Raw genomic sequence first — 23,449 nt, forward strand, 5'->3', positions numbered from 1 at the left:
ATGATCGCTTCCATGCAAGGTAAACGCGGGCTCATCATGGGCGTTGCGAACAATCACTCGATTGCCTGGGGCATTTCCCAGGCTCTCGCCTCAGCTGGTGCCGAACTGGCCTTCACCTATCAGGGCGAAGCGCTTGGCAAGCGCGTCATGCCGCTGGCCGCCCAGCTCGGCTCGGATTTTGTTCTGCCGTGTGATGTTGAGGACCTTGCCTCTGTTGATGCGACCTTCGCCGCGCTGAAAGAGCGCTGGGGCAAGCTTGATTTTGTCGTCCACGCCATCGGCTTTTCCGACAAGAACGAGCTGAAAGGCCTCTATGCCGACACATCGAGGGAAAATTTCACCCGTACCATGGTGATCTCCTGCTTCTCCTTCACGGAAATTGCCCGGCGTGCAGCCCACCTTATGCCAGACGGCGGATCGCTGCTGACGCTCACCTATGGCGGCTCCACACGGGTCATTCCTAATTACAACGTTATGGGCGTTGCAAAGGCGGCGCTGGAATCCTCGATGCGCTATCTTGCCAGCGATTACGGCCCGCGCGGCATTCGCGTCAACGCCCTTTCGGCTGGCCCGGTCCGCACACTTGCCGGTGCAGGCATTTCCGATGCAAGGGCCATCTTCAGCTGGAACCAGAAGAATGCGCCGCTGCGCCGCACACCCACCATCGAGGATATCGGCGGGTCGGCTATCTATCTGCTGTCGGATCTGTCCAGATGTGTGACAGGCGAAATCCATTACGTCGATGGTGGCTATAATATCACGTCACTGCCAGCTCTGGGCGTGCTGCGCAGCAACGACGCTGAATAGAGTATAATGACTATTGAACAAAAAAGGCGCCAGGATCTCTCCCGGCGCCTTTTTTTTGTAATCGTTCGGCTTATTTCTTCGCCCACAGCACCTTGTAGCGTGCATTGCGGCAGGTCTCGCCATGCTGACGAAAATTGGCCCCCAGAACCGGCTCATAGGCCAGGCCGCGATTGGCCACCATCAGCAGATCTCCGCCACCGCGCAAAGCATCCGCCGCCGCTTTGATCATTGCCTCGCCAATCGATGGCTCCGTCGCATGGCCTTCGTGGAAGGGCGGGTTCATGATGACCAAATCGTATTTTTCCTTGGGCGGTTCAGTACCCAGATCCTGCCAGAAGAACCGTGCCGTCAGATGAGGGCAGTTACGGGCCAGGTTTTTCTTGGCCTGTTCCAGCGAATCGTAATTGGCCTCGAACAGGTCGATCCGGTTGGTGCGCCGTGCCTTCTCGGCCAGCATCACCGACAGATAGCCCCAACCAGCGCCGAAATCGGCGGCATTGCCATCGAAATCCTCCGGCAACCGGCTGACCAGCAGTTCAGAACCGGGATCGGCATGCATATGGGAAAACTGCCCGGCATAGGTTTCAAACCGCCCCTCGACCATGACCGGCTTGGAAGCGAGCGCGGCAACCGCAGCAGTCTTATCCTCCGGCACGGTGAACCACACGGCAATGCCGTGATATTTTGGCAGCGATTGCGGCTCAAGGCCAAGACGGTCTATCTGCTTGCGCAGCGGCTGAATCCCATCTTCCTTGGCACCGGCCACAATGATGACGCCACCGGCTCGGACACGCGCCAGCGCTTCGGCGACGCGGTTTTCGTTGAGACCCTTGTGCTTGCCAGCCAAAACCAGCGCGCCGTCATAATCCTCACCTGCGACAACAGCAACCGGCGTCTGACGGGCTGCCTGCAGGCGGCGAAAATCGGGGCGGAAACCTTGGACCACCGTCAATTCGGCACCAAAGCCTTCCGGCTTCACGAAGCCTGCCTCGGCGCCGAGAAACAGGAAGCGTTCGTCTTCACCTGGAAGAGCAACAGCTTCGGTGACAAAGGGATGGAAAATGGTCTTCAGTGTTTCGCGGCTCATGGCTCGGCAATCTCGTGATTAGACTCAGTCGGTTTCATGGCGAAACAGACAGTTTCTATTTTCTCTTGTTTTCGTTTGTCTTGAGAGAACCGGTTTTCACGTTTCCCTGACAAACTCCCGGATAAAAAAAGGCGCGGAAAATCTCCCGCGCCTTGTCATAGGATTACCCCCGCTTATTCAGCGGCAGCGTCGCCTTCGGCCTTCTTGTCGCCGACGATTTCCTTGCCGGTTGCCTGATCGACAACCTTCATGGACAGACGAACCTTGCCGCGCTCATCAAAGCCCATCAGCTTGACCCAAACCTTGTCGCCTTCCTTGACCACATCCTGGGTCTTGGCAACGCGGTCTACAGCCAGCTGGCTGATGTGGACGAGGCCGTCACGCGAACCGAAGAAATTGACGAAAGCGCCGAAGTCAGCAGTCTTGACGACCGTGCCTTCATAGACAACGCCGATTTCAGGCTCGGCAACGATCGAGTGAATCCACTTGCGGGCGGCTTCGATTTCCTTGCCGGAAGCAGAGGCGATCTTGATCGTACCATCGTCTTCGATGTTGATCTTGGCGCCGGTTTTTTCGACGATTTCGCGGATAACCTTGCCGCCGGAACCGATGACTTCACGGATCTTATCGACCGGGATGGTCATGACTTCGATGCGCGGTGCAAATTCACCGAGCTGCGAGCGACCTTCGGTGATGGCATTGGCCATTTCGCCGAGGATGTGCTTGCGGCCATTCTGGGCCTGCGCCAGGGCAACCTTCATGATCTCTTCGGTAATACCGGCGATCTTGATGTCCATCTGCAACGAGGTGATACCGGCTTCGGTGCCTGCTACCTTGAAGTCCATGTCACCGAGATGATCTTCATCGCCGAGAATGTCGGAGAGAACGGCAAAACGCTCGCCTTCCAGGATCAGGCCCATGGCGATACCAGCAACCGGCTTGGCCAGCGGAACACCCGCATCCATCAGCGCCAGCGAGGTGCCGCAAACGGTTGCCATCGAGGACGAGCCGTTCGATTCGGTGATCTCGGAGACGACACGCAGCGTGTAGGGGAACTGTTCAGGCGAAGGCAGCATCGGGCGAATGGCGCGCCATGCCAGCTTGCCATGGCCGATTTCGCGGCGGCCCGGGGAGCCCATGCGGCCAGTTTCACCAACCGAATAGGGAGGGAAGTTGTAATGCAGAAGGAAGCGTTCCTTGTACATGCCCGTCAGGCTGTCAACATACTGCTCATCTTCGCCAGTGCCGAGCGTGGCAACCACGATGGCCTGGGTTTCGCCGCGGGTAAACAGCGCCGAACCGTGCGTGCGCGGCAGGATGCCGACTTCGGAGACAATCGCACGGACCGTTTCAAGATCACGGCCATCGATACGGCTCTTGGTGTCGAGAATGTTCCAGCGAACGATCTTGGCTTGCAGGTGCTTGAAGACCGCACCGATCACTTCGTTGGTGTATTTAGGCTCTGCACCCTCTGGGAAGAAGTGTGCCTTGACCTTGGCCTTTACGGCATCGACGGCCGTATAACGATCAGCCTTCTGGGTGATCTTGTAGGCGTCGCGCAGTTCGGCTTCGGCAATCGAGAGCATTTCGGCTTCGAGAGCGGAATGATCTTCCGGTTCGAATTCGCGCGGCTCCTTGGCAGCCACTTCGGCGAGCTTGATGATCGCGTCGATGACCGGCTGGAAGCCACGGTGACCGAACATGACAGCGCCGAGCATGACGTCTTCGTTCAGTTCCTTGGCTTCGGATTCAACCATCAGCACGGCATCTTGCGTACCGGCAACCACGAGGTCGAGAACGGACTCATCCATCTCGTCGAGATGCGGGTTGAGGACGTATTCGCCATTGATATAGCCGACGCGTGCGCCGCCGACCGGGCCCATGAACGGTACGCCAGACAGTGTCAGGGCAGCCGAAGCGGCAACCATCGACAGAACGTCCGGATCGTTTTCAAGGTCGTGCTGAATAACGGTCACGACGACCTGGGTGTCGTTCTTGTAGCCTTCTGGGAAGAGCGGGCGGATCGGGCGGTCGATCAGACGGGAAACCAGGGTTTCCTTTTCGCTCGGACGGCCTTCGCGCTTGAAATAGCCACCCGGGATCTTACCGGCGGCATAGGTCTTTTCCTGATAGTTGACGGTGAGCGGGAAGAAATCCTGACCCGGCTTCGGCGACTTGGCGGAAACGACGGTGGCCAGAACAACGGTTTCGCCGTAGCTGGCGAGAACGGCGCCGTCAGCCTGACGGGCGATCTTGCCGGTTTCCAGCTTCAGCGGCCGGCCGGCCCACTCGATTTCAACGCTGTGAACATTAAACATATCTTGTCCTTCATATGCGCTGGCGGCTTTTCTGCCAAAAACATCAAAGCCGCAGTCAGACGCATCGTGCTGAACCATCACGGGCAAGACAGCGGGAGGCTTCTATCGATCCATGCGGACCATCCGGCGCCTTTCGGCTGAAGCGTCCAACAATCCTGCCCCATGACAGGCCATCGGTTGTCGTCGGCAGTACCGGCCCATCCGGACTGCCTGGTTTGCAACGCCTTGCGCTTTTCAAAGCCCATGGCAAGTTGCAACATCTCCATGCATCGCATGGATTTTCCCGGATCCATATGACCCAGGTTTCATTCAGTCTGTCAGCGGGCAAAATTGCCGCGCAAACCTTTCAAGCCGGAGCCTTTTCAGCGCCCCGGAAAAAGTACCGGCGGGTCCTTCCTTATCGGAAGCCCGCCGGTCCAGTCTTTAGCGGCGAATGCCGAGGCTCGCAATCAGCTTGCTGTAACGGCCTTCGTCCTTCTTCTTCAGATAATCAAGAAGCGAACGGCGGGTGGATACCAGCGTCAGAAGGCCACGACGGGAGTGGTTGTCCTTCTTGTGGCCCTTGAAGTGCTCGGTCAGGTTGGTGATCCGCTCGGTCAGGATAGCGACCTGGACTTCCGGCGAACCAGTGTCGCCTTCGTTGGTTGCGTATTCCTTGATGAGGGCTGACTTGCGCTCTGCAGTAATCGACATCGTATGTCCTTTCTTAAAAGGGAGGATTCGGACGCCTGCGGCCGGGATGTCGTCCAGCGGAGGCCATGAATGCACGCATAGTTCTGCAATGCTGGGGCCGCCTATATACTATTCCCGCAGCCAAGGGAAGAGGCGCGCTCAGCCACCTGACCGCGCCGCAAGCATGGGGCTTTCCCGTCCAACAACGGACGGAAAAGCTGAATTTCAGGCGAAAACCCGCTTCGGGCGAAACTCGCCCTCGCCGATCTCGCCGATCGCCACCAGCTTGCCACCGGCCAGTGCCACTGCTTCCGGTTCGGCTACCGGCGCATCCCGGCCCCGCAGGATAATCGGATTGCCCATCCGCAACCGATGGGCCTGATCGTCGCTGATCCGGATCTGCGGCAGCGCCATCAACGCCTCGCCGGTATCGAACAGGAAGGCGTCGAGGGCTGCCAGCCGCTCGTCACGATCCTCGATCTTTTCCAGTTCCACCAGATCTTCGAGCGGCACCATCATGTCCTCGGCAAACGGCGCGACGAAAGAGCGTCGCAGCTCCGAAATATGCCCGTAGCAGCCAAGATCGCGACCCATGTCGCGCGCCAGCGAGCGCACATAGGTGCCCTTGCCGCATTCGACCTCGAAATAAGCGCAGTCGCGGTCGGCCCTCAGCAGGGTCAGCCGATGGACTTCCACCTCGCGGGAGGGAATATCGACCACCTCGCCTTCACGGGCCAGATCATAAGCGCGCTCCCCGGCAATCTTGATGGCCGAAAACTGCGGGGGGATCTGGTTGATCACCCCGGTATAATCCGGCAAAAGGGCGCGGATCTGTTCTTCGGTCGGACGCTGGTCGGAGGTTTGGGTTGCCTCACCTTCCAGATCGTCGGTGGAGCGTTCTTCGCCCCAGGTGACGGTAAATTCGTAGATCTTGCGGCCATCCATGACATAGGGAACCGTCTTGGTGGCATCGCCCAGCGCAATCGGCAACATGCCGGAGGCCAGCGGATCAAGCGTTCCGGCGTGACCAGCTTTCTGGGCATTGAACAGCCACTTGATCTTGCCGACGGCCTCGGTCGAGCCGTAATCCACCGGCTTGTCGAGGATCAGCCAGCCGGAAACCGGACGGCCCTTGGGTTTTCTGGGTTTGGACATCGTCTTATTCGTCTTCTTGCTTGTCTTCGTCTGGCCCCAGATCGCGCGCCACTTCCGGCGAGCGCAGCAGCGCATCGATCTTCTGATAATTGTCGAAGCTGGTATCGTCGCGGAACCGCACTTCCGGCATATATTTCATCTGCCGTAGCTGGCCGCCGATCCGGCCGCGAATATACTTCGCGTGGCGGTTCAAGGCCGCGATCACCGTGTCATGGTCGCTGACACCGAGCGGCGAGACATAGGCGGTGGCGACCTTCAAATCGGTCGACATCCGCACTTCGGAAATCGAAATGACGGTCTTCTCAATCAGGTCGTCACGCACTTCACCGCGTTGCAAGACCTGGGTAATGGCGGCGCGGACCTGTTCGCCAACGCGCAACATGCGCTGCGATGGCGCGGAATTTGTTGGTTTGCTCATTATCGTTTCTCATTTGCCTTCAAACAGGCGGGTGGGGATCGAACCCTGGGACTGATCAACCTCATCTTCCTCAAGAAGACACGAGGCTCAAACAGCTGTCGTTTTCACGTATGTGAACAGAAAGGCCGCTCCGAAAAGCGGCCTTTCTGGATGGTAACTGCTGATTACAGCGTACGGGTGATATGCTCGACGCGGAAGCACTCGATGGTGTCGCCAGCGCGGATGTCCTCGTAGTTTTCGAAGGCCATGCCACATTCCTGGCCCATCGGCACATCTGCCACTTCGTCCTTGAAGCGCTTGAGCGTCTTGAGCTTGCCTTCGTGAATGACGACGTTGTCGCGCACCAGACGCACACCTGCGCCACGCTCGACCTTGCCCTCGACAACACGGCAACCGGCAACCTTGCCCGTTTTCGTGATGTTGAACACTTCGAGGATCTCGGCATTTCCGAGGAAGGTTTCGCGGCGTTCCGGCGACAGCAGACCCGACATCGCTGCCTTCACGTCATCCACCAGATCGTAGATGATGTTGTAGTAGCGGATTTCGGTGCCGGTACGCTCAGACGCAGCCCGCGCCTGAACATTGGCACGAACGTTGAAGCCGATGATCGCGGCGTTGGATGCCTCGGCAAGCGAAATATCCGATTCCGTGATGGCACCGGCGCCCGAATGGACGATCCTTGCGCGCACTTCGTCGGTTCCCAGCTTGTCGAGCGCTGCGACGATCGCTTCGACAGAACCCTGAACGTCGGCCTTGATGACCAGCGGGAATTCCTTGAAGCCGGTATCCTGCAGCTTGCTCATCATCTGCTCGAGCGAACCGCGCTGACCGGACTGGCGGGCAGCGGCCTTGTCGCGGGCCAGACGCTGACGATATTCCGAGATTTCACGGGCGCGGGCTTCGCTTTCAACCACGGCGAACTTGTCACCGGCGGCAGGCGTACCCGACAGGCCGAGAACCTCGACCGGCATGGCAGGTCCTGCTTCCTTGACGTGACCGCCCTTGTCGTTAACGAGGGCGCGCACGCGGCCCCACTGATCGCCAGCCACAATGATTTGCCCCGGACGCAGCGTACCCTTCTGCACCAGAACAGTGGCAACGGAGCCACGACCGCGGTCGAGTTGGGCTTCGATGACGAGACCTTCGGCAGTCCGGCTCGGATCGGCCTTCAGGTCGAGAATTTCGGCCTGAAGAAGCACAGCTTCCAGCAGCTTGTCGAGATTGAGCTTGTTCTTCGCCGACACTTCGACGTCGAGCACTTCACCGCCCATGGATTCGACGAACACCTCGTGCTGGAGCAATTGCTGGCGCACTTTTTCCGGGTTGGCCTCATGCTTGTCGATCTTGTTGATCGCCACGATGATCGGCACATTGGCCGCTTTGGCGTGGTGGATCGACTCGATCGTCTGCGGCATGACGCTATCATCGGCGGCAACCACCAGAATGGCAATGTCGGTCGCCTGAGCGCCACGAGCACGCATGGCCGTGAAGGCGGCGTGGCCGGGGGTGTCGATGAAGGTGATCTTGTGGCCGTTCTGCTCCACCTGATAGGCGCCGATATGCTGGGTAATGCCACCGGCTTCACCCGAAACAACGCTGGTCTGGCGGATGGCGTCGAGCAACGAGGTCTTGCCGTGGTCGACGTGACCCATGATGGTCACGACCGGCGGACGCGACACCATTTCGCCTGCGTCGTCCTTGACGTCGAAAATGCCTTCTTCAACGTCAGATTCGGAAACGCGCTTGACGGTATGACCGAACTCGGTGGCGATCAACTCGGCCAGATCGGCGTCGATGACGTCGCCCGGCTTCATCATCTGACCTTCCTTCATCAGGTACTTGATCACATCGACGGCCCGTTCGGACATGCGCTGCGACAATTCCTGAATGGTGATGGTTTCCGGCAGGACCACTTCGCGCATGACCTTTTCGCGCGGTTCCTGCATCTGGCTGCGGCGGAATTTCTCCTGGCGACGGCGCATGGCCGACAGCGAACGGCCACGCGCATTGCCGTCTTCATCGACAGCGGCGGTGGTGACGGTCAGCTTGCCACGGCGGCGCTCATCCTCGGTTTTGGGGCGCGCCGGAACCTTGGCGGGTTCAGGACGCACGACCTTGCCGCGCACCGGACCACCACGGGCGGGGCCGCGATTTTCATCGTCTTCACCTTCAGGCTTGCGACCGCGCACGAAGCTCGGAGCGGGTGCACCGGCAGCCGGCTTTGCACCAGCAGGCGATGGCGCGCGGGGCGCTGGATCGGCGGCGCGTGGCGTTTCTGCCACCGGAGCGACTGGCTCTGCAACAGGCTCAGGGGCGTTTTTGGCTTCAAGCGCGCGGGCCTTGTCCTCTTCGGCCTGGCGAATGGCTTCCAGAGCGGCAAGACGCTGACGCTCCACCTCTTCAGCCTGACGGCGAACCTCTTCCTCGGCGCGACGCTTGGCGTCCTCGACTTCGCGGACCTGGGCCTCGGCCAGAGCGCGGCGGCGCGCATCCATTTCGCTGGCGGACAGATCGTGCAGTACCGCGCCACGCGGCCGGTCGGGCTGGCGGCTCGGCTGGCTCGACGCCTGCGGACGGTTCTGCTGGCCGGGATGGCGCTGCTGCGAATATTGATTTGTCTGCTGAACGCGCTGCGCAGGAGCCGCTGGGCGCGGTGCCTGCGGTGCGGCGGCGACTGGCGCCGGAGCCTGCACGGGGGCTGGCGTCTGCACGGGGGCAGCAGCTGCCGTTGCCGGTGCATCATCGCCAACGCGGCCCTGGGGCTGGCCTGCACGTTCGTCTTCAGGACGGGTCGGGCGGCGCTTGCGCGTCTCGACCACAACGGCCTTCGTGCGACCGCGACCCATATCTTGGCGCACGGTACCCTGGTTCACTCCCGTCGGCTTGAGCGTGAGTGTCTTCTTGCCCGTAACGCTGAGTGTCTTGTCGTCTTTGCTGTCGGTCATTCCGTTCCCGTTCCTTCGAGCGAGGCCGGATGACTACCGCATCAGACCACGCCGTTCACATACTGTCCTACACCACGGAGGCCGGTTTTCACCGGTGACCGCGTCATTGTGGTTTACGGCCAGCGCTACTCGCCATCCGCGGCGAAAGGCCACGATAGGTTTCAAGCAGAGTTGCGCGCTTCACTACACCTTCACCCGCCTGTCCTGCAAGCGCGCAGGCATGGATAAAAGCGTTCTGGCCCATCAGTTCTTGCATTTCCGCCTCGGAAAAGAGCCGATAAGAGGGAATTTCCTCGTCCGTTTCCATTCCGAGATGCCAGGCCTTGCGGGCCTGGTCCAGTTTTCGAACGCCATCTGCGGCGGCATCGGTGGCGTGAAACACGCCAAGCGCGGCACCGCTGCGGATCGCGAGATCGACCTTGGCCGACCCAGTTACAAACTGGCCCGCCTTGCGCGCCAGGTTCATCATTCCCGCCAGCTGCTGGACAAGCAGCCTGTCCACACGCGCTCCCATTTCGGGATCGACGGTGACATCCGTCTTCAAGGCACGGGCGAAAAGCTTTTTCGCCACAGCCTTGTCCACGGCCTCGCGGGAAACAGACACCCAGCAGCCACGGCCGGGCAATTCCCGTTTCAGATCCGGCACCAACGTCCCATCAGGGCCTGCCACGAACCGGATCAGTGTATCTGGCGTCCCCGGCTGGCGGGTGACGATGCACGTCCGGTCGTTCTGACCGTCCTTTACCGCCTTCGCCGGCTTTGCCGGACGCCTGTCCTCCAAAGATGGATCGGAGGCCATCACGAGCCCTGCTCAGCCTCTTGCGCCTCATCCTCGACGACTTCTGCCTCAGTCTCGGCGGCAATATCCGCTTCGGTGATCCAGCCAGCCGCCAGGCGAGCCTGAACGATCATCTGTTCCGCTTCGGTACGAGAAATGTCGATTTTCGAGAACAGGCCCTCGAATTTCTTGGTCTCGCCATCCTTACGCTCACTCCAGCCGATCAGGTCGTCAGCAGCGCAGCCGGCGAAATCCTCGACCGTCTTGATGCCGTCTCCCCCGAGCGCAACCAACATTTGCGTTGTCATGCCATCAATGCTGCGAAGCTCGTCGGACACGCCGAGCGCCTTGCGCTTGGCATCCAGTTCGGCTTCCAGCTTTTCGAGATATTCGCGGGCGCGGGTCTGGATTTCTTCTGCGGTATCGCCGTCAAAACCATCGATGGAAGCGATTTCCTCCAGATCGACATAGGCAAGCTCTTCAACCTGGGCAAAGCCTTCCGACGCCAGAACCTGGCCGACCATTTCATCGACGTCGAGCGCGTCCATGAACAGATTGGTGCGCTCGTTGAATTCCTTCTGGCGGCGCTCGGATTCTTCCGCTTCCGTCATGATGTCGATATCCCAGCCGGTCAGCTGCGACGCCAGACGAACATTCTGGCCGCGACGGCCGATGGCCAGCGACAGCTGCTCATCGGGAACCACGACTTCGATGCGCTCGGCATCTTCGTCCAGCACCACTTTGGCAACTTCTGCCGGTTGAAGCGCGTTGACGATGAAGGATGCCGGGTCTGCCGACCACGGAATGATATCGATCTTTTCACCCTGCAATTCACCAACCACGGCCTGAACACGCGAACCGCGCATACCGACGCAAGCACCGACCGGATCGATCGAGCTGTCGTTGGAAATCACTGCAATCTTGGCGCGAGAACCCGGGTCACGGGCCACCGACTTGATCTGGATGACGCCGTCGTAAATTTCCGGCACTTCCATGGTGAACAGTTTCACCATGAACTGCGGATGGGTGCGCGACAGGAAAATCTGCGGGCCACGCTGTTCGCGGCGCACGTCATAGACATAGGCGCGAACGCGGTCACCATAACGCATGGTTTCGCGCGGGATCATTTCATCGCGGCGGATAATGCCTTCGCCACGACCGAGATCGACAATGACATTGCCATATTCGACACGCTTGACCGTGCCATTGATGATTTCGCCGACGCGATCCTTGAACTCGTCGAACTGCCGGTCGCGCTCGGCTTCGCGCACTTTCTGCACGATGACCTGCTTGGCGGACTGGGCGGCGATACGGCCAAAATCCATCGGCGGCAGCGGATCGGCAATGTAATCACCGAGCTTGGCGTCAACATTGCGGTCGCGCGCCAGTTCGAGTGCGATCTGGGTGCCGTAATCCTCGACGGTTTCGACCACTTCGAGCAGGCGCTGCAGACGAATCTCGCCGGTCTTGGAGTTGATGTCGGCGCGAATATTGGTCTCGGAACCGTAACGCGAACGCGCGGCCTTCTGGATGGCGTCAGCCATCGCAGCAAGCACGATTTCGCGGTCGATGACTTTTTCGCGTGCGACCGCATCCGCGATCTGCAACAGCTCGAGCCGATTAGCACTGACTGCCATTGTTTAAAGTCTCCGTCTTCCTGCCTGGGGCACGTTCGCCTGCCAGGCGCGTTATCGGTTATTGGTCTTCGCCGGTTTCGTCGTTCTGGTTCGCGGCTTCAGCCGCGGCCTTTGCCTGCTTGTCGGCGCGCAGCGCATCGCGCACCAGATCATCCGTCAGGATCAGCTTGGCCTCGGCCAATGCCGTGAATGGGATGGTGAGCCGTGGCTCTTCCCCATAAGCAACCTGATCGCGCTCCAGAATGAAACCGTCAGGGGTGACATCGGCAATCTTGCCACGAAAACGCTTGCGATTGTCGATCAGAATGGACGTTTCGCATTTCAGCAGGTTGCCCTGCCAGCGCGTGAAATCGGATGCGCGCACCATCGGACGGTCGATACCGGGCGACGAGACTTCCAGATGATACTCCTTATCGACCGGATCTTCCACATCCAGAACCGGAGAAATCGCCATGGACAGTTCTTCGCAATCCTCGACGGTCATCGTGCCGTCCTTGCGCTCGGCCATGATTTGCAGCGTCATGCCGTTCTGGTTGAGGATCCGCACGCGAACGAGCTTGAAACCAAGTTCGACAATCACAGGCTCGATAATATCGGCGATGCGCCGGTCGAGGCCGGTTTCGGTAATCAGACGTGGCTCGGGCGCCTCATCGGCTGGCACGTGTTCGGACAAACCTGTCCTCCTCGGTATGGAGCTTCATGGTCCATCGCCAACAAAAAAGAGCGGGTCCTTGCGGGCCCACTCTTCATCTGGCGATCAAGAATTTGAACGCCGTATACGCCCTTAGCGCCAACAATGCAAGCATTTCAGAAAAGTCGATCCAATCGCCCTCAAACGCAGACGTGAGTTCATTTTGCCCAAATAAGGACTGTTTTCTTGGCTTCAAGGGATTAGGTTGTGCAACAAGCGAGTCGCCTCTCGGTCGGCTGCCCTTCATCGCCCATCCCAGCCTGCAACCGATCGAGCGGAAAACCGTGCCGGACAGAAAATCATCATTGGCGCCTTTCAAGAACCAGATCTTTCTGACGATCTGGTTGGCCAGCATCACCTCCAACTTCGGCGGCCTGATCCAGGATGTTGGCGCCGCCTGGATGATGACATCGATCTCCTCTTCGGAAAGCATGGTGGCGCTGGTCCAGGCCTCCAATACCGCGCCGATCATGCTGTTTTCGCTGGTGGCTGGAGCGCTTGCCGATGGGTTCGACCGCCGCCGGGTCATGCTGTTTGCGCAGGTCTTTCTGTTGACCGTCTCGGCGCTTTTGTCGATCTTCACATGGTTTGGCCTGCTGACGCCCTGGTCGCTTCTGGCCTTCACCTTTCTGATCGGCTGCGGCACGGCATTGAACAGCCCGGCCTGGCAAGCCTCGGTCGGCGATATCGTCGGGCGCGAAGACCTGCCCTCCGCCGTCTCGCTCAACAGCATGGGCTTCAACATCACCCGCAGCGTCGGCCCAGCCATTGGCGGCCTGATCGTTGCTGTTGCAGGCGCTGCCACAGCCTTTGCCATCAACGCTGTCAGCTACCTGGCGATGATCTATGCTTTGTTTCGCTGGAAGCCTGTCTATCCGAAAAACACCCTGCCGCGCGAAAATCTTGGCCACGCCATCGCCGCTGGCCTGCGCTACATGGCCATGTCGCCCAACCTGATGAAAGTGCTGTTTCGCGGCTTTTTCTTCGGCTTTTGCGCAACCGCGATCCTGTCGCTATTGCCGCTGGTGGTGAAGGATAATCTGGGCGGCGGTCCCCTGGCCTATGGCGGATTGCTGGGCGCTTTCGGGATTGGTGCCATTGCAGGCGCAATTTCAAATGCCCGTATCCGAGAAAAACTCAGCAGCGAACAGATCGTCAGCTGTTCGTTTGCCGGCTTCGCGCTGGCCTCCGTTCTGACCGGTATCAGCCATCATTTCTGGCTGACGGCCCCTGCCCTGGTTCTGGCTGGAGCCTGCTGGGTGCTGTCCCTGTCGCTGTTCAACACGGTGGTGCAGCTTTCGACCCCGCGTTGGGTGGTGGGCCGGGCGCTGTCGCTCTACCAGACCGCCACCTTCGGCGGCATGGCGGGCGGAGCCTGGATCTGGGGATTGCTGGCCGAATCCGGCAGCGCAGGCCAGGCGCTGGTCATGGCGGCCGGGCTGATGGCTCTCGGTGTCGGCATTGGTCTCGCCTTGCCGATGCCCGCGTTTGCGACGCTCGATCTCAACCCGCTGAACCGTTTCAACGAGCCGCCCCTGCGGCTGGATATCCGCCCGCGCAGCGGCCCGATCGTCATCCAGATCGATTTCGAGATCGATGACAAGGACGTGCCGGAATTTTTAGAGGTCATGGTCGAGCGGCGCCGCATCCGTCTGCGAGATGGTGCCCAGAACTGGGCGCTGATGCGCGACCTGGAAAACCCTGACATTTGGACGGAAACCTATCACACCCCGACCTGGGTCGATTACGTGCGCCACAACCACCGCCGCACCAAGGCCGATGCCGAAATCACCGACCGATTGGGAGACCTGCACAAAGGCTCAAAACCACCGCATGTCCACCGGATGATCGAACGCCAAACCATTCCGCCTGCCGACGACATATTTCACAAACCGCATATCGATCATCATTGAATTATTTTTAGTATGTAATTTTCACACTACACAACCGAATTTAAACATGCAAACTATTCCTGTTTCAATCAGGGGTGGTTAAAATGGTATATATTTTGGGTGGAAGTGGCAACGATACAATCACAGGCACGTCTGACTATGACAACCTCAGCGGAGGCCTGGGCGATGACACCATCAATGGCGGCGCAGGCAACGATGTGCTCTCAGGGAATGGGGGAAATGATGCAATTTCGGGAGAAGACGGCTCCGATTCCATTCGGGGAGGCTCAGGCAACGACAGCCTCTCCGGCGGCGATGGAGTTGATACTCTTTATGGCGAAGCCGGCAATGACAGCCTTTCCGGCGATGCCGGTAACGATGTTCTGAATGGGGGAGCCGGGGCCGATATTCTTAACGGCGGCGATGGCACGGATACTGTCAACTATACGTCAAGCGATGCGATCAATATAAACCTCGCAACGGGAGTGGCGAGTGGAGGCGATGCGCAAGGCGATACCTTTGTCAGCATTGAGGTCATCAGTGCATCGAGCCAAGACGATGTTCTTGTCGGCGACGATAATGACAATATCTTCAAGGGCGGCGATGGCAGTGATACCATTCATGGTGGTGACGGCGATGACACGTTAGCGGGTGGCTTCGATGCGGATGTGATCAATGGCGGGAACGGCTCCGACACAGCAAGTTTTGTCGACAACATGGCTGTGGTGGTCAACCTCGAAACCGGCGAGATGAGCGGCGATGCCCAAGGTGATGTCCTGATCGACATCGAAAACCTCATGGGCTCCTACTATGACGACACCCTTACCGGTGACGACGGCGATAACGTTATCGATGGATATTACGGTTGGGACCTTTTGGATGGCGGCTTGGGCGCCGACACGCTCAAGGGCGGGGCGGATGGTGGAGCGGCAGTCTACACCTATTCGAACGAAGCTGTGCAGATCAACATCGACACCGGTATTAACACCGGCGGTTATGCAGAAGGCGATGTTTTCGAGAAAATACTTCAGGTCTATGGCTCTGCTTTCAATGACACATTCACCGCCTCGAAAGATGCCCGTTTTGCAGGCGGCCTGGGTGATGATCACTACATTGTCAACAACTCCTCCGTTTATCTGATCGAACAGGAGGGCGAGGGCATCGACACCGTGACGACCGGGTTGAACAGCTATTCTCTGACCAGGAATTTTGAAAACCTCACTTACACCGGTACGGCCAATTTCACTGGATCTGGAACGGTGGCCGATAACGTGATGATCAGCGGGGCCGGTGCGGATTACCTGTTTGGAAACAACGGTAATGATACGCTGATCGGTGGTGCCGGCGCAGACAAGTTAAGCGGTGGCGGTGGCAATGATACCTCCAGCTATCGTGACTCGACGTCAGCGGTTACTGTCAATCTGGCTACGGGTCTTGCGCAAGGTGGATTTGCACAAGAAGATACGTTTATCTCTATAGAAAGCCTGGAAGGTTCTGCATATAATGATACGCTGACCGGCAACAGAGAAAGCAATACACTGCGCGGCGGCGATGGCGGCGATGTATTGGACGGCGCGGCTGGCAGCGATACGGCGAGTTACCTGGATTCGACCAGTGCGGTTACAGTTAATCTCCAAACCCGCACGCTATCCGGCGGATATGCGAATGGAGATACCATCATCTCTATCGAAAATCTGGAAGGCTCAACCTATGCTGACAGCCTGACGGGAGACGATCAGGCCAACGTTTTGACCGGTCGAACGGGAGCGGACATCCTGGATGGCGGAGCCGGTTCCGATACGGCAAACTATAGCGACTCCACTGCAGGTGTAATCGTCAATCTCGTAACTGGCCAAACAGCCGGTGGCTCGGCAGAAGGCGACGTCCTCGTCTCGATAGAGAACGTCACGGGTTCCGGCGAAGCGGATTACCTGACGGGCAATGATGGTAGCAATGTGCTTTCAGGTGGAGAAGGCGATGACCATCTGATCGGTGGCGGCGGCGACGATCTGCTGAACGCAGGCAGCGGCGCGAACATTCTGGATGGCGGCGACGGCAGCGATACCGCAAGTTACGCTGACTCTTCCGTTGGTATCAGCGCAAGCCTCTCCGGGGACGCAGGCGTCGGCGGTTCGGCAGAAGGTGATGTGCTGATCTCCATAGAAGCGTTGGAAGGTTCCTTTTACGCCGACACTCTTTCGGGAAGCGGATATGCTGACGTTCTTAAGGGTGGCGAGGACGCTGATACGCTCTTTGGTCTTGAAGGTGACGATTCGCTTCATGGCGATGGCGGTGATGACGTCCTTTATGCGGACGCTGGCGATGACACGCTTGTCGGTGGTGAAGGCGACGATGCCCTCTACGGCGGTGAAGGCAGCGATGTGTTCGTGTACAGCTCAACCTATGGCAATGATGTGATTTTCGACTTCGACTCGTCGGCGGACACGATCGATCTGACCGACATGGGCTTTGCCACCGTCAGCGATGCCGCCGCCTATGCAACCGAGATCGAGGACGGCGTGCTGTTCACCTTCAGTAACCTGGATACGCTGACAGTACATGGCTTGAGCTATGCCAGCCTGACATCCAGCGACACATTGATGTAAAAATCGACGAGTGGCCGGGGTGCTTTCGCCCCGACCACTTGCCTCGGCGTCAATTTTGATTTCATTGGCCAATCATGCAGTCAAGACCTTTTCCAGCAGGGCAAGATCGACGATCTGCCACATGTCGTTTCTGGTCTTGATCTCTTTCAGCGTCCCATCCGCGTCCTGCCCGGGCCTATCAGGATTGATGATTGCCGTATAATCCAGCCCTTTCGCCTGACAAACTCTTGCATAGCAGGCATTGATGCAACTCGCCTGGAACAGTTCAATAACCCTGGTTTTGACGCCCGGCTGGCAATAAACGAGATTCGCCAAGCCTGCGCCATGCGGGGCAACAATGACCTCGGCATCGCGGAAAGCGACAACCTGTTCTTTCACGGAAAGCTCACCAGGTGTGATGATTTCAAACCCACGGCTTTCGAGCAACGCGCAGACAGCCTTTTCATTGACAACTCGGCGCACATCGCCCGCATCCAGGCGCGAGACATAGAGCTTGCGGCTGAACCGGCGCTCAATCGTGACATGCTGCGCAAGCGCCTCGAATTCAGCGATAACGGCTGGATGGGGGAGGTGGGCAAAGCCGCCGCCGGTCAGATTGCTCGTGATGCAGTCGTCTACATGCAGAAAATGGTGACTAGTCCATCTCAAGCAATTGCCCACTAAATCCGGTGAGCGAAAGGGCTTCATTCCTCCACCCATTCAGACGCGGCATTGCCAATAAAATATTACCATCATCGCGATGTTTTTTATAAATCAACAGACAGCCGATAGCCTGTAACGTCCAATGATAATAGTTTTTGTACCAACCATTACCAATGATAAGTGGCGATATCCATCATATACGTGATATATTTGCATTCTTAGGAATCAATTCATCGAATATAGGTGGATATACGCCATACAATGTGTCCTTCGATTTCACCGAAATTTTCCGACTTTATCGCAGCACACCAGCCCAGAATGAAGGATTCGCCAAGTCTGCGAAAGGTGATTTCCGGGCTATTGTAGCCGAGTGGAATTTGCAGACGAAATGCATCAAGAACTTTGCCAACCGTAGCACCGGCGGCAACCTGAATTACAGGTATCCAGGAACGCACTTCAGCGGACGCGACATTCAGCGTCATATTTACTTCCTTTTATTTCAAAAAATCTCGGAAAATTTGAATGCGCACCAACCGAACATATTCCTGCATCGACAGGGAGTGATAGTGCTTTGAGGCCCTGAAATAAAGTGGCGCTTGGCCAGGTTTTCATGATTGCGCAGCTAGGCCGCTCGACATTACTCTCGCATTTTTGCGCCAAACTATTGCATGTACGATACTACAAGCGTTGCCTTCATCTTTTAATTGTATTTTCCTAAATTAGATAATTAAATTCCCTCTATGCGATTATATTTTGATATGCCAACTATATCCTGGGACGCAATCAGGGGTAGATTATATGGCGACTTTAACGGGTGATTCTGGAAATAATACTTTAACGGGAACATCTTCGGACGATACAATTTCAGGTCTGGCCGGCGACGATATATTAAACGGTGGCGACGGGAATGATACGCTGAAAGGTGGGGCAGGCGCCGACGCTCTCAAAGGTGGATCGGGCTCCGACACGGCCAGCTATGCTGGAAGTGTGGCGGTCAACGTCGACCTCAAGACCGGCATCACGTCCGGTGGAGACGCCGTTGGAGATACGTTCACAAGTATCGAGAATCTGACAGGGTCGAGCAACGCCGACACGCTGACTGGTGATGATGGTGACAACGTTATATTCGGAGGCAGCCACAATGACATCCTGGACGGTGGTAAAGGAGCCGACACGCTGGAGGGCGGCACCGGCACTGACACGGTAACCTACGCCAAGTCAGATTCCGCTGTTCATGTGATCTTCGATGAACGTGCCTATGGCAATGGCTATGGATTGGGTGGCGATGCTCAGGGTGATAATTATATCTGGATCGACAAGGTCATTGGATCAGACTTCAATGATACATTTACCGGGATAAAGTCTACCGTTACCTTTTCAGGTGGCAAGGGTAACGACACCTACGAAATTAGCAATACAAGTTTCACTGTGATCGAAGCCAACGGCGAAGGAGACAATGACACAGTCCGTACGTCAATCAATTATACGCTGTCGGACTATGTCGAAACGCTGGAATACACTGGAACCGGTGACTTTACCGGCACTGGAAACGATCAGAACAATACCATCGTTGGCGGCTCCGGCAACGACACGCTGATCGGCAATGGTGGAGCCGATAAGCTAGACGGCGGATCGGGCTCCGACACAGCCAGCTATGAGAAAAGCGCAGCGGTCAATATCAATCTCAAGACCGGCGCGAAATCAGGTGGAGATGCAGTTGGCGATGAATTCACCAGCATCGAAAACCTCACAGGGTCAATCTATAAAGACACGCTGACTGGTGACGACGGTAACAATGTCATCGATGGCGGCGGTTCCGACGATGTTCTTGAAGGTGGCAAAGGTGCTGATACCCTGATAGGTGGTGCCAACACAGATACGGCCAGCTATGCTGGCTCCGACGCAGCAGTACAAATCAATCTCGTCACAGGCATCCACACCGGCGGCGATGCCAAAGGCGACACATTCACCACAATCGAAAAAATCGCCGGCTCTGACTTCGGCGACACATTCACCGCATCAAGCTCCATCACCTTCGAAGGTGGAGAAGGGGATGACACTTATGTCGTTTGCAGCACCAGCGTCATCGTCTCCGAGGCAGCAGATGAGGGCAGCGATACTGTCCGTACATCAATAGATTACACCCTAACGAACAATGTCGAGAATCTCGTATACACCGGCTCCAATAACTTCATCGGCACGGGTAACGCCCTGAACAACACCATCACCGGCGGCACGGGTAACGACACGCTGATCGGTAGTGGTGGAGCCGATAAGCTAGAAGGCGGGTTAGGCTCCGACACGGCCAGCTATTACGGAAGCAACGGCGTTTCGGTCAGCCTGGCCAGCAGCATCGGCGCAACTGGCGATGCAATTGGCGATACGTTTGACAGGATCGAGAACCTGACAGGATCGAGCACGACCGATACCCTTACGGGCGACGACGGTGACAATGTCATATCCGGTGGCAACGGCAACGACACTCTGGACGGAGGCAAAGGGGCCGACACGCTGGACGGCGGCGTCGGCGGCGGTGATACGGTAACCTACGCCAAATCAGATACCGCTGTTCATGTGATCTTCGATGAACGTGATAATGGTAATGGCTATGGATTGGGTGGCGATGCTCAGGGTGATGATTATCTCTTGATCGAAAAGGTCATTGGATCAGACTTCAATGATACATTTACCGGGATAAAGTCTACCGTTACCTTTTCAGGTGGCAAGGGTAACGACACCTACGAAATTAGCGATACAAGTTTCACTGTGATCGAAGCCAACGGCGAAGGAGACAATGACACAGTCCGTACGTCAATCAATTATACGCTGTCGGACTATGTCGAAACGCTGGAATACACTGGAACCGGTGACTTTACCGGCACTGGAAACGATCAGAACAATACCATCGTTGGCGGCTCCGGCAACGACACGCTGATCGGCAATGGTGGAGCCGATAAGCTAGACGGCGGATCGGGCTCCGACACAGCCAAGTATGGGGGAAGCGCGGCGGTCAATATCAACCTCAAGACCAATTTAGCCACTGGCGGCGAAGCGGCTGGCGATAAATTCTTCAGTGTCGAGAACCTGACGGGGTCAAGCAACGCCGACACGTTGACGGGTGATGACAACAACAACGTTTTCAACGGTGACAAAGGCAATGACACGCTGGAGGGCGGCAAAGGCGCCGATACCCTGATAGGTGGTTATGGTGATGACACCTTGGTAGGTGGAGAGGGAGCCGACACGCTGACCGGTGGCGCTGACACTGACACGGCAAGCTACGCCAGTTCGTTAGCCGCTATCCAAATCAATCTCATCACCGGCACGAATACGGGCGGTGATGCAGCAGATGATACGCTGATCAGTATCGACAAGCTTATCGGCTCAGACTTCGACGACACATTCACGGCAAACTCAAGAATAGCCTTCGCAGGCGGGAAAGGAGATGACACCTATGTCGTGGACAGCACCAGCGTCACCATTACTGAAGTAGCAGATGAGGGCAGCGATACTGTCCGTGCATCAATGGATTACACACTCTCGAACAATTTGGAGAATCTCGTATACACCGGCCCCAATAACTTCACCGGTACGGGTAACGCCCTGAACAACACCATCATCGGCGGCTCCGGTAACGATACCCTCATTGGCAAGGCAGGTGCCGACGTTCTGATTGGCGGGTCGGGTTCCGACACAGCAAGCTATGCCGGAAGTGCGGCGGTCAATGTCAATCTCAAGACCAACTTGGCGACCGGCGGCGAAGCGGCTGACGATACATTCTCCAGCGTCGAGAACCTGACAGGCTCCAGCTATGCCGACACGCTCACGGGCAATGACAGCAACAATGTTCTCAACGGCGGTGATGGCAATGATACGCTGGCAGGTGGCAAAGGTGCCGATACGCTGAACGGTGGCAACGGCTCCGACACGGCAAACTACGCCGATTCCTTTGCAGCCATCCAGATCAATCTCGTTACCGGCACGCATACGGGCGGTGATGCCGCAGATGACACACTGAGCAGCATCGAAGGCGTGATCGGTTCTCAATATAATGATCGGTTCACCTCGGCATCGACCGGAACGCTTTCGGGTGGCGGTGGCAATGACACTTATGTCGTTAGCCAGATTGCCACCACGACGGTTCTGGTCGAAGACGCAGGCGCTGGCACGGATACGGTTGAAACAACCTTGACCAGCTACACGCTGAAAGCCAATTTTGAAAACCTCACCCACACCGACTCGACCAATTTTCTCGGTTACGGCAATAGCGCCGACAACGTCATTGTCAGTCAGGGTGGCGTCGATAAGCTTTATGGCTATGCCGGCAACGACACGATCCGTGGCGGCAGCGGTGGCGATACCATTGATGGTGGTGACGGAAGCGACACGGCAAGCTACAGCGATTCCACCGCCGCGGTGACCATTAATCTTTCCACGAAAACGATATCCGGCGGTTACGCAACAGGCGATGTGTTCACCAGCATCGAAAACGTTGAAGGATCGGCCTATGCTGATACGCTGACGGGAGACATCGGCGCCAACGTGCTATCGGGTGGGGCTGGCGATGACATATTGATCGGCGGCGCGGGTGCTGACACCCTCAATGGCGGCGCTGGCCAAGACAAGATCACCTATGAAGCCTCGTCTGCTGCGGTCAAAGTTGATCTCAGCACTGGGACAGCAACAGGTGGCGATGCGCAAGGCGATAAACTCAGCAGCATCGAACGCGTCATCGGCTCCAGCTTCAATGATACGCTGATTGGAAGCAGCGCGGCGGAAATGTTAACCGGCGGCGCTGGCGACGATATTCTGATCGGCGGCGGTGGCAATGACGTCCTGAACGGTGGAGAGGGCGCAGATGTCCTTGATGGCGGCGTGGGGAATTACGACACGCTCAACTACTCTGCCGCAACATCGGCAGTAATGCTGGATCTGACGACAGGAACCGGCTCCGGCTACGCGGCGGGCGATACGTTTACCGGGATCGAGGCCTTCACCGGCAGCGCTTATGGTGACACCTATACCGGCAGCACCTACGCTGCCGAATATAATGTCGGTGCTGGCAATGACACTGTATTGGCTGGCTCCGGCGCCGAGAAAATCAATGGTGGCACGGGGACGGATACCGCAAGCTATGCACTTTCCACAGCGGGTGTTTCCGTCAACCTGGTGACGAATGTCGGCAGCGGAGGTTACGCCGAGGGCGACCAGTATAGCAGCATTGATGTCGTTGTCGGGTCAGACTATAGCGACACGTTCACCTCAAGCACCGACAAGACCCTGCTGGGCGGCCTTGGCGATGACACCTATGACATCGGCAGTTCGGCAAGCACTACTACGGAAAATGCCGATGCCGGGACCGATCTCGTCAAGACCAGCAGTGCCAGCTATACGCTGGGCGACAATCTCGAAAACCTCACCTATACCGGCACAGCCAACTTTACTGGCTCTGGCAACAGCGCCGACAATGTGCTGACCGGCGGTATTGGCGATGATGTGCTGGATGGCAGCACCGGCAATGACGCCCTCTACGGTGGTGAAGGCAGCGATGTGTTCGTGTTCAACAGCAGTTATGGCAATGATGTCGTTTTCGACTTCCAGGCCTCGTCGGACACAATCGACCTGACCGGTATGGGCTTTGCCACGGTCAGCGATGCCGCCGCCTATGCCAGCGAGATCGAGGACGGTGTGCTGTTCAACTTCGGTAACGGGGATACGCTGACCGTGCATGGCTTGAGCTATGCAAGCCTGAATGGCAGCGACACATTGATGTAAAAACGACTTTTGGCCGGGGTGCTTTC

At 57.4% G+C, this 23,449-nt stretch carries 16 protein-coding genes; 4 read left to right on the forward strand and 12 right to left on the reverse strand.

Translation table 11 applies throughout. The features are described from left to right. On the forward strand, window positions 1-807 hold the full coding sequence (gene fabI / locus IEI95_RS25485) for an enoyl-ACP reductase FabI (protein ID WP_194417169.1): 807 nt from the start codon (window positions 1-3) through the stop codon (window positions 805-807). 70 nt (window positions 808-877) lie between these two features. On the opposite strand, the gene IEI95_RS25490 is transcribed toward fabI, so the two are convergent. The 10 genes from IEI95_RS25490 to IEI95_RS29520 all read right to left on the reverse strand — a co-directional run bounded on the left by IEI95_RS25490 (window position 878) and on the right by IEI95_RS29520 (window position 12,941). Beyond that, window positions 878-1,894 (reverse strand): class I SAM-dependent methyltransferase, encoded by a 1,017-nt coding sequence (locus IEI95_RS25490; protein WP_194417170.1) that lies wholly within the window; start codon window positions 1,892-1,894, stop codon window positions 878-880. A gap of 173 nt (window positions 1,895-2,067) precedes the next feature. Next, window positions 2,068-4,212 (reverse strand): polyribonucleotide nucleotidyltransferase, encoded by a 2,145-nt coding sequence (pnp, locus tag IEI95_RS25495; protein WP_012654636.1) that lies wholly within the window; start codon window positions 4,210-4,212, stop codon window positions 2,068-2,070. A gap of 423 nt (window positions 4,213-4,635) precedes the next feature. Next, complete coding sequence (gene rpsO / locus IEI95_RS25500; RefSeq protein ID WP_012654635.1) at window positions 4,636-4,905, reverse strand: 30S ribosomal protein S15; 270 nt, start codon at window positions 4,903-4,905, stop codon at window positions 4,636-4,638. Between the two features lie 204 nt (window positions 4,906-5,109). Continuing rightward, window positions 5,110-6,039 carry a tRNA pseudouridine(55) synthase TruB gene (truB, locus tag IEI95_RS25505; protein WP_156532496.1) on the reverse strand — a complete coding sequence of 310 codons (930 nt, stop codon included), beginning with the start codon at window positions 6,037-6,039 and terminating at the stop codon, window positions 5,110-5,112. Window positions 6,040-6,043: 4 nt separating this feature from the next. Beyond that, the gene (gene rbfA / locus IEI95_RS25510; protein WP_012654633.1) at window positions 6,044-6,457 is read right to left on the reverse strand and encodes a 30S ribosome-binding factor RbfA; all 414 of its coding nucleotides are present in this window, start codon (window positions 6,455-6,457) and stop codon (window positions 6,044-6,046) included. 164 nt (window positions 6,458-6,621) lie between these two features. Then, on the reverse strand, window positions 6,622-9,402 hold the full coding sequence (gene infB, locus IEI95_RS25515; protein WP_012654632.1) for a translation initiation factor IF-2: 2,781 nt from the start codon (window positions 9,400-9,402) through the stop codon (window positions 6,622-6,624). Between the two features lie 103 nt (window positions 9,403-9,505). Further along, window positions 9,506-10,201: an RNA-binding protein gene (locus tag IEI95_RS25520; protein WP_234890972.1), complete on the reverse strand. Its 696-nt coding sequence runs from the start codon at window positions 10,199-10,201 to the stop codon at window positions 9,506-9,508. Beyond that, window positions 10,201-11,817 carry a transcription termination factor NusA gene (gene nusA / locus IEI95_RS25525; protein ID WP_156532497.1) on the reverse strand — a complete coding sequence of 539 codons (1,617 nt, stop codon included), beginning with the start codon at window positions 11,815-11,817 and terminating at the stop codon, window positions 10,201-10,203. The genes IEI95_RS25520 and nusA overlap by 1 nt, the downstream gene beginning before the upstream one ends. Before the next feature lie 58 nt (window positions 11,818-11,875). Next, window positions 11,876-12,490 carry a ribosome maturation factor RimP gene (gene rimP / locus IEI95_RS25530; RefSeq protein WP_071202361.1) on the reverse strand — a complete coding sequence of 205 codons (615 nt, stop codon included), beginning with the start codon at window positions 12,488-12,490 and terminating at the stop codon, window positions 11,876-11,878. A gap of 73 nt (window positions 12,491-12,563) precedes the next feature. Continuing rightward, window positions 12,564-12,941 carry a hypothetical protein gene (locus tag IEI95_RS29520; protein WP_234934297.1) on the reverse strand — a complete coding sequence of 126 codons (378 nt, stop codon included), beginning with the start codon at window positions 12,939-12,941 and terminating at the stop codon, window positions 12,564-12,566. On the opposite strand from IEI95_RS29520, the gene IEI95_RS25535 reads away from it, so the two are divergent. Together IEI95_RS25535 and IEI95_RS25540 are read left to right on the forward strand one after the other, a co-directional pair. Next, window positions 12,835-14,421 carry an MFS transporter gene (locus tag IEI95_RS25535; protein WP_234934291.1) on the forward strand — a complete coding sequence of 529 codons (1,587 nt, stop codon included), beginning with the start codon at window positions 12,835-12,837 and terminating at the stop codon, window positions 14,419-14,421. The two genes, IEI95_RS29520 and IEI95_RS25535, sit on opposite strands and share 107 nt — an antisense overlap. Window positions 14,422-14,504: 83 nt before the next feature. Next, window positions 14,505-17,006 carry a calcium-binding protein gene (locus IEI95_RS25540; protein WP_156537866.1) on the forward strand — a complete coding sequence of 834 codons (2,502 nt, stop codon included), beginning with the start codon at window positions 14,505-14,507 and terminating at the stop codon, window positions 17,004-17,006. Window positions 17,007-17,078: 72 nt separating this feature from the next. On the opposite strand, the gene IEI95_RS25545 is transcribed toward IEI95_RS25540, so the two are convergent. Together IEI95_RS25545 and IEI95_RS25550 are read right to left on the reverse strand one after the other, a co-directional pair. Beyond that, a complete protein-coding gene (locus tag IEI95_RS25545; RefSeq protein WP_194417172.1) occupies window positions 17,079-17,654 on the reverse strand; it encodes a glycosyltransferase family 61 protein in 576 nt (191 codons plus the stop codon). Between the two features lie 224 nt (window positions 17,655-17,878). After that, window positions 17,879-18,130 carry a hypothetical protein gene (locus IEI95_RS25550; RefSeq protein WP_194417173.1) on the reverse strand — a complete coding sequence of 84 codons (252 nt, stop codon included), beginning with the start codon at window positions 18,128-18,130 and terminating at the stop codon, window positions 17,879-17,881. A 316-nt stretch (window positions 18,131-18,446) separates the two neighbouring features. On the opposite strand from IEI95_RS25550, the gene IEI95_RS25555 reads away from it, so the two are divergent. After that, the gene (locus tag IEI95_RS25555) at window positions 18,447-23,423 is read left to right on the forward strand and encodes a beta strand repeat-containing protein (RefSeq protein WP_194417174.1); all 4,977 of its coding nucleotides are present in this window, start codon (window positions 18,447-18,449) and stop codon (window positions 23,421-23,423) included. Window positions 23,424-23,449: the final 26 nt, after the last annotated feature.

The organism is Agrobacterium vitis, assembly GCF_014926405.1.
GTDB classification, from domain to species: domain Bacteria; phylum Pseudomonadota; class Alphaproteobacteria; order Rhizobiales; family Rhizobiaceae; genus Allorhizobium; species Allorhizobium vitis_H.